This window comes from Rhodococcus baikonurensis (assembly GCF_040489275.1).
Taxonomy (GTDB): Bacteria; Actinomycetota; Actinomycetes; order Mycobacteriales; family Mycobacteriaceae; genus Rhodococcus_F; species Rhodococcus_F baikonurensis.
Genome location: NZ_JBEUOQ010000010.1, coordinates 181514 through 195504 on the forward strand (window position 1 = coordinate 181514; position 13991 = coordinate 195504).

Sequence of the window (13991 nt, forward strand, 5' to 3'; positions counted from 1 at the left end):
TATTCCTCAACACCTTTCACCGATCGATTCAAGGAGACACCATGCGCGCGGCCCGACTTCATCAGTTCGGCACCTCACCGGTCATCGACGACGTCGATATTCCCGCACGCGAAACGGGCCAGACCTTGGTACGGATCGACGCTGCTGCGCTCGGTCATCTCGACATCACCGTCGCGAGCGGAAACTTCGGAGTCAAGCCGAATCTGCCGCATATCGGCGGAACCGATGGTGCTGCGACGGTAATCGAATCCGACACTTACGAGCCTGGGACGCGCCTTCTCGTCCGAGGTGGCGGAGTCGGCCTGTTCAAGAACGGCTGTTGGGCCGAGTATCTGGTGGCAGCGGACAAGGCATTCACGCCGTTCGATCCCGCGCTTTCACCGGCCGTCGCGGCAACCTTTTTCTTGCCCAGCACAACCGGCTACGTTGCCGTCAATGACGTAGCAGCCGTCGCTCCGGGCGAACGAGTTGTCGTCGCCGGGGCGTCGGGGGCAGTCGGATCGATGGCAGCGCAGTTTGCCCTGCTTGCCGGAGCGTCCGAGGTGATCGGTGTCGTCCCGCGCGCGGATCAGGCTGTGCTGCTTCCGGAGGGCGTGTGCCCTGTCGTCGGACAGGGCGACGAACTTGCCGGCGTGCTGGGTTCCGAACCCAGCGTCGACGCGGTAATCGACACACTTGGGGGTGACGGCTTGCCGCACCTTCTGGCAAGTGTTGTCCCCGGTGGGCGCGCGGCACTGATCGGGTACACGTTGGGCAAGAGCCTCACCCTCGACTTGCCGAACTGGCTGCTCAGCGACGTCCGAATTCTGCCCGTCAATATGATTCGCAAGACAGCCCGCCAAGCCGAACTGGCACCGGAGATGATTCGGCTCCTTGTCGAGGGCAAGATTTCCGTTGCGGTACAGGAATTTCCGCTCGATGACATCGCAACTGCACTGCAATTGATGGGCGAGGGCAAGGTTGCCGGACGGGCCGTCGTCGTACCCTGACAGGGATAGTTCCCGTCTTACGAGTTATCGGCAAGGAGTCGTTCATGCCCCGCGACACACATGCCGTTCCGCGTTCGCTTCCGGAGTTGATCCGGAAGCGAGCCGTGGAGCGCCCCGAGCACCCGGCCCTCGTCGTCGACGGGATCACGGTCACCTACCGCGAACTGCGGCATCGTGCAGCGTCGATGGGGGCGGATCTCCGTAATCACGGCGTCAGCCGTGGGGAGCGCGTGGCGGCACTGTCCGGCAACAGGATCGAACTGGCAGACCTTGTTCTCGGATGCGCGTGGATCGGTGCGGTTGTCGTCCCGCTCAATACGGCCCTCCGAGCCGACAGTGTTGCCAGTGCACTCGAACAGGCCGGCGTGCAACGGATCCTGGTTTCACCCGAATACTCGTTCGCTGTAACCGGATTCGACGGTACCGTGTGGGTTATGGGTGAACAATACGTCCCCACTGCCGGTTCGCATCCTGGCTGCGAGCCCGAGACCCTCGATCCGCTCGACCTAGCCGCGATACTCTTCACCTCCGGCACCACCGGTCTGCCCCGAGGCGTCCGATGCCCGCACGCGCAGTTCCTGCAGTGGGGCAAAGGCGTCGGCGCCTCACTGGGGCTCACCGCGGATGACGTCCTCTACAACTGCTTGCCGCTCTTTCACACGAATGCGCTCAATACATTTGTTCAGTCCCTCTGGGCAGGGTCGACTTTTGTACTGGGTCAACATTTTTCGGTCCGGAATCATTGGCACGAGGTTCGCCGGATCGGCGCGACTGTCGACTATCTCCTGGGCGCGATGGTTGCCATGCTGATGAACGCTGACCCGTCGTCACAGGATCGAGAGCACAGCGTCCGCGTAGCGCTTGCCCCGGCAACCCCTACACATCTGATCGAACCGTTTGCACAGAGATTCGGTGTGGAACTTGTGGACGGATTCGGAAGTACTGAAACCAATCTCGTGATCGGCACGCTTCCAGGAAACCGACGAGCCGGGTACATGGGTATGGTGATGAGCGGCTACGAGGCCGTCGTCGTCGACAACGGTACCGCTGTGGCCGACGGAGAGCCCGGCGAACTGGTAGTCCGCACCACGGTGGCAGGCGCCTGTTCACAGGGATATCTGGGCGACCCTATCCCCGAGCCGGGAAGCTGGATCCAAACCGGAGACAGGGTGATTCGCGAGGAGGGCGGATGGTTCCGATTTGTCGATCGAATCAAGGATGTCATTCGACGTCGAGGTGAGAACATTTCCGGCGCCGAGGTGGAAGCAGTCCTGGCGCTACACCCTTCGGTCAGTCAGGTTGCGGTCTTCCCGGTGCCGTCGGACCTGGCCGAAGACGACGTCATGGCAACCGTGATCCTGCGCCCCGGAAGAGATTTCGACCCCACCTCGATTCTGGATTTTTCCCAGATTCATCTTCCGTATTTCGCCCTTCCCCGGTATATCGACGTCGTAGAATCGTTGCCACTCACAGAGACCGGAAAGGTGCAGAAAGCAGTGCTACGGGCTCGGGGCGTCGGCTCGCAGACCTGGGACTGCGAGAAGAGCGAGTTCCGCGCACGTCGCTAGGTGCGCCCTACTTACCGCAACCGTTGAAAGAGCACATCACCGGGCTGCAGATGGTGCGTAGAGCGAGCGGGTCGCTGGGTGAATGTGTGCATTTCATGGCATGGAGCTTTCGAGTGATCCCGACGCCTGCAGTTCGCAGTGCGCCGGTGATCCGGCTGACGTTGAGCCGAGCCGTCGGAGCAGTCACCGACAGCGCGCCCGCCAGGGTGCGCGGCCCACTGAACACGGGTACGGCAACACTCATGTATCCGAGCCGCGTCTCCTCGACTTCCACTGCGAGTTGTTCCTTGCGCATTCGCTCGAGTTGTTGGCGCAGCACGCTGACGGACATCGTCGTTCGGCTGGTCAATGCGGTGAAACCCTGCTCGACAACCTCGTCGAAAACCGACTGCGGAGAGAAGGCAAGAATAATCTTGCCAGTCGCAGTGCAGTACAAAGGGAGCCGACCGGCTACCCGCGACTGCTGATTGAGCCCGCGATGCCCGATGATCTTCTCGATGTAGAGAACGTCGATGCCGTCACGAACCGCAAAATGAACGGTCTCCTGCGTCGCCAACAGAAGGTCCTCCATATACGGAAGGGCTGCATCCCTGAGAATCCGCTGACGTGGCACCAATTGGCCCAGCTCGAACAAACGCAGGCCCAGCCTGTACTTGGTACCCGCGCGCTCGAGCAATCCCCACTCGACCAATTCACCGGCCAACCGGTGAACCGTGGCTTTCGCGACCCCGCTCCTCCGAGTGAGCTCCGTCAGAGACAAATCGCTGTGGTCCGTGTCGAAAGCATCCAAGATCATTCGAGACTTGCCCAGGACCGAGGACAGTTCACCTGCAGGTTGCGATGCAGCGGTCGTTTCCGACGCGATGGGTAGTACCGATCCGAACCCGACGGATTGTTGTGGAGCGGCCATGAGTGTCCTCCTGAACGATCTGTGACAGCCTGCCGAGACCGAGTGCCACAGCGACCGAAATCGGTCGGGTCCTCGCTGGGTGCAGGTGCTTCGATACTCAGACTATGGCGACTGTGCGGTGAGACGCACGCCACACGGTCCGCTCAGTGAACCCGTCTCGCAGAGTTTACACCGGGCGTCTACCTGCGTAATTCTCTAGAAACACGCGGACGGCTTCGGCGATCTGGGGGGCGTGCTCTTCGATGAGAGCCACCGTCCCGGATTCGACGATTGCCGTTTCCACGACCGCCGCACCTGTCAGGTTCGTCTGCAAGGGGCCCAGGTTGGGCATCGAGAAGGGATCCTTCTGCGCTCCGATCAGCAGAACCGGGGCAGTCACCGAACCGATCCTCGTCTCCATGACGTAGCGGGCACAGGCTTTGTGGCCCTCCGCCGGATCAACTCGGTAGGCAAGCGCGTCCCGGATGAACCTGTCGAGTAGCGCGGTGCCTGGTTCCGGGTAGTAGGGGCGACGCATCGCCCACAGCCTGGTGAGATGGCTACCGTCTGCGGCTCGGTCGACGCAATCGATCCCACCGGGTCCCGAGTGCCCCTCGCGATAGCTGCAGTCGGTCCACGGACACGACGAGAGCACGGCAGCGTGCACCCTCTCGGGGCGTGATGCCGCCATCTCGAGCGCCACTGCCGCACCGGTGTGGTGGCCGATGACCGTCACTCGATCGACGCCCAGGGTGTCGAGCAATTCCCACGCGCCTCGCGCATAGGTCTCGATGGTCTGCGGGCCGGGCACCGGAGCACTGTTGCCGTACCCCGGCATGTCCATCGCGACAACGAGGAAGTCGTCGGCAAGGAGTGGAATGAGCTCGCGGAACTCGTCCCACGAACGGGGCGCCTGATGAAGCAGGAGAATCGCATCACCCGAACCTTGTTGCGCGTAATGCAATTGCCCGAAGGACGAATCCACGTATCCGAGTTGCAGGCCGCCAGTCATCAGAACGCCGAAACCATCGGAGTATCGACGCCGACGATGTCGATCTTTGCCGAACCACCCGGATTTCCGACAGGCTCGCTACGTGTAGGCAAGATCTCGAGGAAGAAGCGCTTGTTGTCTTCCTTGAAATCCGGGTCTGCTTTCCGGTCGACGGTGATCGCCTCCACTGGGCAGGCCAATTCGCAAGCGCCGCAGTCGATGCATTCGTTCGGGTTGATGTAGAGCTTGCGATCACCCTCGTAGATGCAATCCACGGGGCATTCTTCCATGCACGATCGGTCCGTGTAGTCGATGCATGCTTCACCGATGACAAATGCCATGGCCTAACCCTCCTGTTCGGTGGAGTGTCCGGGGAAGATCTCCGCTTCCGGATCCAGCGCTGCCGCAGCGTTGTTCACCGCAGTCGCGGCTTCACCGAAACCGACGGCGATCAACCGGACCTTGCCGGGATAATCCGTGATGTCCCCGGCTGCATACACACGCGAAACATTCGTCTCCATCCGTGTATTCACCGCGATGTGGCGATTTTCGATCTCAATTCCCCACTCCATCATCGGACCGAGGTCGGCCGTGAATCCCAATGCCGCGATGACGGATTGCGCTGGCAGGGTGGACGTGCTCTTGTCTTGTTTGTAGGTGATGTCGACCTCGCCGATCCACCCATTTCCACGTACCGCCGAGACATCGGCGTTGACGAGAACCTGGACACTGCTTTCCCGCACCTTGGCAACTGTGGACTTGTGCGCGCGGAAACGATCTCGCCGGTGAACCAGGGTGACGGACTTGGCAATCGGTTCCAGGTGCACGGCCCAGTCGAATGCGCTGTCGCCACCACCGACGATGACAACATCTTTCCCGGTGTGCGCCGACAAATCCGGGACGAAGTAACTCAGCCCCCGATCCATGAACTCCAAACCCTTCGCCAACGGACGCGGGGTGAAGGTTCCGATGCCGCCGGTGATGACAACCGCGCCGGCCACCACTACCTGGCCCGCGCTGGTGATGATCCGCACCCGGCCGTCGTCGTCATGCGACAGCTCACGAGCCTGCATGCCCAGTAGGTATACCGGATCGAACGGGGCGGCCTGCGCCATCAAACCCTCGATGAGGTTGCGTCCCTTGACCGAAGGGAATCCTGCGATGTCGAGGATCGCCTTCTCCGGGTACATCGCACTGACCTGTCCCCCCGGTTCCACAAGGGCATCGATCACGGCAACCGAGAGGCCGCGGAAGCCTGCGTAGTACGCGCCGTATAGCCCGGCGGGGCCGGCACCAATGATCAGAATATCGACGCCGATCTCGTTGTCGGTCGCCGTGGGAGACGTTGTTTTCACACTCGATACGGTATTGCGCCGCCGGACTCCCGCAAATGAAACCGGTCCGCTCAACAGACCTCGGTAACAGTTGCGGGACAACACGAAAAGGGCCCGCCGACCTCTCGGTCGACGAGCCCCATGCTCGCAAGAATTCAGTACGCGAATACCTCGGGTTCGTCTGCTGCGATCTTCTGGATGATAGTCGAGTACGCAAACCACCCCACCTTCTCGGTGCCGACTGCCTCGTGGGTCTGCGCCGCGATCTTCTCGTGCAGGACAACCGGATCACCGGCGGCTCGCGCCGTCAACTCCGCCTGCATCGACCGCTCCATCGACACATACCACCACACTGCGCTCTCCACGGACGTTCCGACGGTCAGATGGCCGTGGTTGGTGAGGATCACGGCCTTGTTCGATCCGAGGGCATCCGCGATGCGGATCCCCTCCTCTTCGTCCAGCGCCACCCCGTGATATTCCTCGTAGATCGAGTGATCCTCGTGAAAGGCGCACGCGTCTTGAGTGATCGGTGCGAGTCGGGTGTGCAGCGAGGAGAACGCCTTACCGTTCAAACCGTGAGCGTGAACAGCTCCGATGACGTCGGAACGAGCCTCGTGAACCTTGCTGTGGATGACAAACGCTGCTCGGTTGAGCGGTCCGTTTCCGGAAATGACCGTGCCGTCCGACGCCACATGCAGCAGTTCCTCCGGCAGAACCTGGGAGAAGTGCCGCCCGAACGGCGCAGTCCAGAAAGTCTGCGGATCTTCCGGGTCTCGAGCGGTGATATGTCCCGAGATTCCCTCGTCCAAACCGAATTTCGACAGGATCCGATACCCGCCGATGACGGCGGTCTTGCGTCGACGCCGCTCACTCTCGACGTCGGCGAACTCTGGCGGTCCCGGAATACCGGCCTGCTCGGCAATGCTCAGCGGGTGATTCATGCTGCGCTCCTGACTATTTGACGCCGTAACGGGCGAGGTACCGCGAGGACAGAATGCGGAGGATCCGGTCGAAGATGAAACCCATGATGCCCAGGACGATGATGCCGACAAACGTCCAGTCGATCCGGCCGTAGTTTCGAGCCTGCCAGATCATCGAACCGATACCCTGATCGGCGGCGACGATCTCCGCCGACACGATGGTGAGGAAGCTGTTGCCCATCGCCAGGCGAGCGCCGGTGACTATGCCGGGGATCGACGAGGGCAAGACCACTGTCTTCATGATCTGAAGCTTGTTGGCACCAAGATTCGCCGCTGCCTGCAGTTTGTTCTCGCTGATCGCAACGGTCGCGGCAATCGTGCTGACCGTGACGATGAATACCGAGGTGTAGAAGATCAGAACAACCTTCGACGTCTCACCGATGCCGAACCAGACAACGGCGAGAGTGACAAACGCAATAGGCGGAATGAACCGGAAGAACTCGATGTACGGATCGAGGAGCTGTCGCACGATGGCAATGCGGCCCATCAGAATTCCGACGGGAGCACCGATCACGACACCCAGGAACCAGCCGATGAGAATTCGCTGGCCCGACGCGGTAATCGACGACCACAGAACGCCGCTCTCCCACAGTTCCTGTGCCGCCGACCATACCTCGGCCGGTGATGCAATGGTGGTCGGCCCGTACCACCACGCCAGGAACGACCAGATGCCCAAACCGATTGCCGCTGAGGCTGCATACATCAGCGTCGCTTTGACAATCTTGGATCGCCGCGCCGACGAACGCTTCTTTGTCTGCGCCACCTTCGCTGTTCTCACACCGGCTGAACCACCGGTCACTACAGCCGTCACAGCTCGTCCTCCTCAATGCCTTGGTTCCGCAGCGACGCAACCACTTCTGCCCGAATGTCGTCCCGCAGCTTCTCGTAGAGCTCGATCACCTCGGGATCGTTGCGGTCTCGCGGGCGAGCCGCATTGACTTCGTAGACGCTCTTGATCCGGGCTCGCGGGCCGGCCGACATCACGATCACACGGTCAGCCAACGTCAGCGCCTCGTCGATATCGTGAGTCACGAATACCACGGTGCAGCGGGTGTGCCGCCAGATACGGTCGAGTTCGGTCTGCAGAACCTGACGAGTCTGAGCGTCCAACGCACCGAACGGCTCGTCCATGAGAACCAACGACGGCTGGTTGGCAAGAACTCGCGCGATCTGAACGCGTTGCCGCATACCGCCGGACAGCTGCGAGGGGAACTTTGCACCCGCGTGAGGCAAACCGACCATCGCGAGGTACTCGGCCGCGATACCGGCCTGCTCGCTGCGGTTCGCTCCACGCATCCTGGGGCCGTAGGCCACGTTCTGGCTCACGGTCATCCATTCGAACAACGCTTCGGAGCTCTGAAACACCATGCCGGCGTGACGGTTACTACCTTCGACGACATCTCCGTCGCACACGATCTCGCCGGCGCTTGGTTCCACGAAGCCAGCCATGGACGACAGCAACGTCGACTTGCCGCAGCCGCTCGGACCGAGCAGACAGACGAATTCACCTGGCTGCACATGCATGTCGATTCCGGCGACGATCTCCGCCGCGCCGAAGCTGATTCCGAGGTCGAGCACGTCGATGGCAACACCGGTGTTCTTTTTGCCAGGACCACCTGCCCCCGCGCTATTTGTCGAGCTGGACGCCGAATTACTTGTTGCGATACTCACTGTGCACCATCCTTGTACCAATTCAGAAGCATTGCCGATTCGAGATCCGGCTGTTCGCTGAGAACACCGATCGACTTGTAGAAATCTACGATCGACTGCGCCGACTCGACATCCGCAGCTTCGAGATTCACCACGGCGAAGTCGATCTCGTCCACCGCGGCAATAGTCTGATCCTCGCTGACATTCACAGCCGCCTTGGTCGCGGACGCTGCCACGCCCGGATCGGACTCGACCTTGCGCGTTGCCTCGTCGAGCACCTTCGCGACGGTTCGCGCTGTCTCTTCGTTGGCCGACAGCCACGGAGCCGTCGTGATCGCCCAATGATGATAGAACCAGCCGTAGTCTCCGGTTACTGCCACCACGTGGCCGGTTCCCTGATCCAGGGCCGTGGCCGGCCACGGCTCCCACAGGACAAACCCGTCGATGTCGCCGCGGCTGAGCAGCGCGGGCATGTCCGTCGGGGTCGCCGAGATCATCTCGACCGAACCGGGGGCAATGGAGTTGGCAGCAAGGTACTTGTCCGTCGAAATCTGGCTGAGACCCGGGACGATGCCCATCTTCTTGATCGCAGCCGGTGAGTCGACACCGTTGCGCAGCACGACCTTGATGTAGTCACCCGACGCCTCGTACGCGTACATCGCACGCAACGACGGATTCTGACGCAACTGGGCGATCGTTGTCGTATCGGAGCTACCGGCGATCTGGACCTGGCCGGTCGAGAGTGCGTCGACGGCCTCGCCACCACGACCGAACTGGACGAGTTCGACGTCCAGACCGGCGGCGTCGAACATGCCTTCCTGTTCCGCCACGAAGAACGGAGCGTAGGAAGCATCGATTCCGACTGCGATACGCAGTGGTCCACTTCCGGCGGAATCAGCTGTGCTTTGCGTCGCCGGGCGGCTGCATGCGCCGGTTGCAACGGTCAGCAGCAGCGCAGCCGAAACAAGAGCAGTCCTTCCAAACTTTGACAGCGAGGCCATCTACTCACACCTTTGTTTGTGATCTGTGCCGCAGTTGCGGGTCGTGGAGAGCAAACCTAGCTGTGTGTACCTACACCCGAGAACCAACCGGGTCCACCGTGCGGACCGGGGACAGGAACTTACCTCGGCGAAACACTGCACCTGGAGGAACGTGCAGACCGAAATACTGCGGTAACACTGCCCTCGATCACAATGTCCACCGAATCACAATGTCCACCGAATTGTCTGCGAGCGCAGTGCACTGGCGACATTCTGCGCCGTCATCGAGTAGATCGACGCACGCGCTCCGGCGCTGCCACCGGCGACGTGCGGGCTCAGGAGGGTCGAATCGAATCCACGAAGCGGGCTCGAAATCGGTAGTGGTTCAACGTCGAACACGTCGAGGGCAGCGCCGCCGACATGCCTGGAACGCAAGGCACGCGCCAATGCCGCGTCGTCGACGACAGCGCCGCGCGCCACATTGACCACGATCGCTCCGGTGGGCAACTGCGCAATTCGACGGGAATTGATCAGTCCCCGAGTTGATTCCGCAAGCGGGACGGCCAGCACCAGCACCTCCGCGAGAGGCAGTAACTCGTCGAGCGACACAAACGTCGCAGCCACAGTGTCACGCGGTCTCGAACGCGCGGTGACGTAGACGTCGCAACCGAAGGCGGCAAACAATTCTGCACACCGGCGGCCGATCGAACCGACACCTACGACGCCGACCCGGCACTGCGCCAGATCGCGGCAATCGCGCGACAGGATGGATTCCTGTGGCCAGCGCCCATCGGTAACCTCGTTGTGCGCCCAGAACACGGAGCGGCACAACGCACCTGCCGCCAGCACTGCCCACTCCGCAACCGAATTCGCGTTTGCGCCGGGAGTATTCGCGACCGGAACTCCGACGGCGCGCCAGGCTTCCACATCGATGAAATTGGTTCCGGCACCGGGCTGTTGGACGAGGAGCACATTCCGGCCGAGCTCTGCTTCCTCCTTGCCCAGTGGCAGATCACCACTCCAGTCCCCCACCACGACGTCGCACGTCGGCAACTCCGCACGGAGCGCCCCCGTGGTGCGCTCAGACAATCGAACTACCTCCGCCTCACCTCCGACGGCGTCACGGATTGCGGTACCGAGCCCGTTGTCGGCGTCGGCCGTCAGCAGAAGTACTTTCTTCACGAGAACTCCTTCGCGGTAAGACGATGACTGTACCTTCGGCAAGGCGGGAGCCGGCCTCCCGATCGAGAGGCCGGCTCCATTACGCAGCAGTATATTTGGCAGGAACTTCTCAGATAGATGCCTTCGCGCCGGCTGACGCCTTTGCCAAGAACTCGAGGCTCAGCGGGTTGTACTTCTCTGCCTGCTCGTGCTGCGGCCAGTGACCGCACTCCGAGTAGAGTTCGAGCTGAGCGCCCGGAATATCCTCGGCCATCTTCTTCGCTTCCGGAACATCACCGAACGGATTTTCCTGGCCCCAGACCACAAGAGTGGGCGCCTTGATGAGTGCCATTCGATCCGGACGCAGCAGGTTCCGCTGGCGAACCTCCATCTCCTGCAGGGAGAGAAGGTTGTGGATGTTGGCGACAAAATCAGGCTGATGGTAGATCCGGTGACGAGCCTGAACCAATTCCTCGGTTGCATCGGCGGGATCGTGCATGAGCAACTGCATACGTGCGCGGGTCAATTCGATATCGTCGCTCTGGACGGCCTTCGCGGTCGACGTCTTGATGCGCTCCATGACTACCGGGTTCGCGACTGTTCCACCTGCTGCCAGCAACTGCAGCGACAGAACACGTTCGGGCTGCTCGCTGGCCAGGTAGGCAGCGACCCAACCACCGAGGCTTTCGCCCACCAAGTGCACACGGTCCAGTCCGACCGCGTCGAGGTAGGTCACCAAATGCTCGACGTAACGCGGAATCTCGTACGGGTAGTCAGGCTTGCCGGTGTAACCATGGCCAAGCATGTCGATCGCGTGAACCCGGTAAGACTCGGCGTGCGGTGCAATATTGCGTGCAAATGCCTCGAGGTGTCCGCTGGTGCCGTGCAGGAAGATCACGGCCTCGTCACCGGATCCTGCCTGCAGAGAGCGCGTGGGCACACCGCCGGCGTCGACGGTCGTCAACTCGAAATCGAGCCCGGCAAGTTCGTTCCAGATTGTCATCAGAGAAACTTCCTTTACTGAAGGTGCAGATTATGTTGTTGCGCTGGCTGTTCCAGCTGGATCGAGAATCGTGACACCCATACCGGTGAGCCACTCGGGAATCGCTTCGTAGGCAAGGCGTTCGCCCGGAACGTAGTCGAGCATCGCGGCCATCATGAGCCAGGTCCGCAGCTCCTGCGCACCGTTGCCCGCCTCGTCTTCGATCTGCTGCGTCGTGAACTCGGCAAGCTCACTTGCCTTGCCGCTGGCAAACAGATCAAGAATTCGGTCATCGAACTCCGGAGTGATCGCGGCATCGGCCGCGCGGATGATCTGGCGTCGCCGGACGTCGTAGTCGGACCAGTTCTCCCGGCCGTCCAGCCAGGCTTGAACCATGAAATCCTCGTCCTCACCGTGCGGATCACGCCAGTCCGGCCAGGGCAGCCGATGAGACAATCCGCCGGACGCGATCACCACGACGCGGGTATCCGCCGGATACGACGCAACGGCATCCCGCAGGGCCTTCGCCAATTCCTCACATCGCTTGAACGTCGGGAGAGGCGGCGCGAATACGTTGACCACCAACGGAACTATCGGAACGTCGATTCCGTCGAGAAGGTACTGAATCGCGTGAGACTGCCCATGATCGATCTGCAATCGCGCCGAGTAGGCAAGATCGAACCGGCCACCTTCGATCAGCTCGTTTGCAAGGTGCCTGGCGAAGTCCACATCGACCCGTTGCGGCCCCTTGGGTGTTCCTGATTCACCACTGGAAATGCACTCTCCGACGCCGAGAGTGAACGCCGGAATCAGATCCAGCCAAAAACCGCGAAAGTGGTTGGAGCCGAGAATCAAGACGACATCGGGTTTCGACGCCGCGATCCTCTCCCGGCTCAGATACAGCGCGTCCCGGAAGCGTTCGGCCTCCGCCTTGTGCGTCGTCTCTTCCCAATGGGTGTTCATCAAGGTGCTGTGGGAGGCACCGATACCCAGAACTATTTTCGCCATCAGTCGATTCCTACTTCCTCGAGCGAGCGGGTGACGGTGTCGAGGGCCACTCGGATCAGATACTTCGTAAATCTCTCCGCCGCAGCCAGATCCACAGTGTTCATCCCCATCGCGAAGTCCACCTCGAACGGTGCGTCGACCACCTTGGGCATACCCACCCGAATCGTCGGGATGCCGCGGCTGCGCAGGATGTTTGCGTCAGTGGCCCCACTGGCGTCGAAGAAATCCTGATGCGGCTTCCCTTCGGCAGCTTCCCACGCGTCGACCGCGGCGCGGCGCAACCACATTCGAGGGTCGGAACCCTCACCGGGGATGGCAAGAACCTGTTCGACGTCGATCTGCAGATCCAGCGATTGTGCGATCTCCGCCACGACGGCTTTGAGCTCACGCTTGGCCGCGGTGGGCGTCGTCCGCGGGTTGAGCCGCAGATCAACGGTAAGGCGCACCTGCTCGGGGGTGAACGACGCTGTTCGCTCCCACCCGCCGCGGATGTTGGCAACGATCCCCTGAGGCGCAACCAAACCGTCCTGATGCGCCGCCGAGTACTTCGGGAACCATTCCTCCAACTTGGCGACCACCTCGCCGGCGGCGGTAATCGCGTTGCGGTACGGCAACCGGTGGCGCGAGCCGACGTAGGTGTGCAGACCGTGCACCGTGATCTCGAACCAGGCCAGGCCCACTTCTTCCCAGGAAACCGTCCAGCCGGGCTTGGCGATCAGCGCACAGTCCGCCCACACTCCCTGTTCCAGGAGGAACGAGCAGCCGACGCCCTGGCCGGTGTTGCGTCGGGGGTTTCCGACGCCCGGGCGGGCATTGGTCGGCATACCGCCGGCGCCGAATCCGAGTACCAAGTCACCGCGGAGCGGAATACCCGCTGCGGCAATTGCTTCGGCCGCCGCGACGATGCAGACGGCGTGGCCTTTGGGGTTCGACGCACCCAATCCGATCACGTAGTTCTCGTCGAACTGAGCATGCGGCGTCAGATCCGCTCGCAACTCGTTTCCCACCCACGGCAGGTCTTCCGCCGGATCGCCCGTCGTGACGGTGTCGATCGGCGCATACAGCAACAGATCCGGTCCGGACCCGTCACCGCGGAGCCTTCCCCACGAGTTCGCTTGTCGATCATCGAGATCCATTGTGTGGGCCTCGATGCCCGACGCTGCCAAGACCGCCGTGATGTGGCGGGCCAGCGGTGCTTCGTCACCCGTCGGACTGGGAATGTTCACCACCGAAGTGGCGAGATCCCGCAATCGCGCACGATCGACATGGGCGTAGGCTCGCTCGACCCATTCCCGGCGCTCGTCGCCTAGCCCTGCGAGAGCGTCGGCCCTCGCAGTGGTCATGGATTGACCTGATGTACCTGAGTATTGCTGCGCTCGCCGGCCAGCTGCCACAGCTTTGGGACTGCCACTGCAACAGCGGCACCGATAGCGCCAGCCGTCAGAATCTTGAACATGTA

Annotated in this window: 14 protein-coding genes; 2 read left to right on the plus strand and 12 right to left on the minus strand. The window is 61.7% G+C overall.

Annotated elements, in window-relative coordinates:
• Positions 1–41 precede the first annotated feature (41 nt).
• Both ABWI03_RS22690 and ABWI03_RS22695 read left to right on the plus strand, forming a co-directional pair.
• The gene (locus ABWI03_RS22690) at positions 42–989 is read left to right on the plus strand and encodes a quinone oxidoreductase family protein (RefSeq protein ID WP_298776465.1); all 948 of its coding nucleotides are present in this window, start codon (positions 42–44) and stop codon (positions 987–989) included.
• Between the two features lie 44 nt (positions 990–1033).
• On the plus strand, positions 1034–2557 hold the full coding sequence (locus ABWI03_RS22695; protein ID WP_298776467.1) for an AMP-binding protein: 1524 nt from the start codon (positions 1034–1036) through the stop codon (positions 2555–2557).
• Between the two features lie 7 nt (positions 2558–2564).
• On the opposite strand, the gene ABWI03_RS22700 is transcribed toward ABWI03_RS22695, so the two are convergent.
• The 12 genes from ABWI03_RS22700 to ABWI03_RS22755 all read right to left on the minus strand — a co-directional run bounded on the left by ABWI03_RS22700 (position 2565) and on the right by ABWI03_RS22755 (position 13875).
• Positions 2565–3467 carry an IclR family transcriptional regulator gene (locus ABWI03_RS22700; protein WP_283385090.1) on the minus strand — a complete coding sequence of 301 codons (903 nt, stop codon included), beginning with the start codon at positions 3465–3467 and terminating at the stop codon, positions 2565–2567.
• Positions 3468–3633: 166 nt separating this feature from the next.
• The gene (locus ABWI03_RS22705; RefSeq protein WP_298776470.1) at positions 3634–4458 is read right to left on the minus strand and encodes an alpha/beta fold hydrolase; all 825 of its coding nucleotides are present in this window, start codon (positions 4456–4458) and stop codon (positions 3634–3636) included.
• Positions 4458–4778, minus strand: a complete 321-nt coding sequence (locus ABWI03_RS22710) for a DUF362 domain-containing protein (protein ID WP_021342539.1) — start codon at positions 4776–4778, stop codon at positions 4458–4460. Before ABWI03_RS22710 ends, ABWI03_RS22705 begins: the two co-directional genes overlap by 1 nt.
• A gap of 3 nt (positions 4779–4781) precedes the next feature.
• Positions 4782–5792: an NAD(P)/FAD-dependent oxidoreductase gene (locus ABWI03_RS22715; RefSeq protein WP_296553325.1), complete on the minus strand. Its 1011-nt coding sequence runs from the start codon at positions 5790–5792 to the stop codon at positions 4782–4784.
• Positions 5793–5926: 134 nt separating this feature from the next.
• Entirely contained in the window at positions 5927–6712 is a 786-nt protein-coding gene (locus tag ABWI03_RS22720) for a class II aldolase/adducin family protein (RefSeq protein WP_296553323.1), read from the minus strand.
• A 13-nt stretch (positions 6713–6725) separates the two neighbouring features.
• Positions 6726–7562 carry an ABC transporter permease gene (locus tag ABWI03_RS22725; RefSeq protein ID WP_138871461.1) on the minus strand — a complete coding sequence of 279 codons (837 nt, stop codon included), beginning with the start codon at positions 7560–7562 and terminating at the stop codon, positions 6726–6728.
• On the minus strand, positions 7559–8422 hold the full coding sequence (locus ABWI03_RS22730) for an ABC transporter ATP-binding protein (protein WP_296553318.1): 864 nt from the start codon (positions 8420–8422) through the stop codon (positions 7559–7561). Before ABWI03_RS22730 ends, ABWI03_RS22725 begins: the two co-directional genes overlap by 4 nt.
• Entirely contained in the window at positions 8419–9402 is a 984-nt protein-coding gene (locus ABWI03_RS22735) for an ABC transporter substrate-binding protein (RefSeq protein ID WP_298776476.1), read from the minus strand. The genes ABWI03_RS22730 and ABWI03_RS22735 overlap by 4 nt, the downstream gene beginning before the upstream one ends.
• A 204-nt stretch (positions 9403–9606) precedes the next feature.
• Complete coding sequence (locus ABWI03_RS22740) at positions 9607–10563, minus strand: NAD(P)-dependent oxidoreductase (RefSeq protein ID WP_298776478.1); 957 nt, start codon at positions 10561–10563, stop codon at positions 9607–9609.
• Positions 10564–10672: 109 nt separating this feature from the next.
• Complete coding sequence (locus ABWI03_RS22745) at positions 10673–11545, minus strand: alpha/beta fold hydrolase (protein WP_298776481.1); 873 nt, start codon at positions 11543–11545, stop codon at positions 10673–10675.
• Between the two features lie 30 nt (positions 11546–11575).
• Positions 11576–12532, minus strand: a complete 957-nt coding sequence (locus tag ABWI03_RS22750; RefSeq protein WP_298776483.1) for a DODA-type extradiol aromatic ring-opening family dioxygenase — start codon at positions 12530–12532, stop codon at positions 11576–11578.
• The gene (locus ABWI03_RS22755; protein WP_298776487.1) at positions 12532–13875 is read right to left on the minus strand and encodes a M20 family metallopeptidase; all 1344 of its coding nucleotides are present in this window, start codon (positions 13873–13875) and stop codon (positions 12532–12534) included. Before ABWI03_RS22755 ends, ABWI03_RS22750 begins: the two co-directional genes overlap by 1 nt.
• Positions 13876–13991 lie beyond the last annotated feature (116 nt).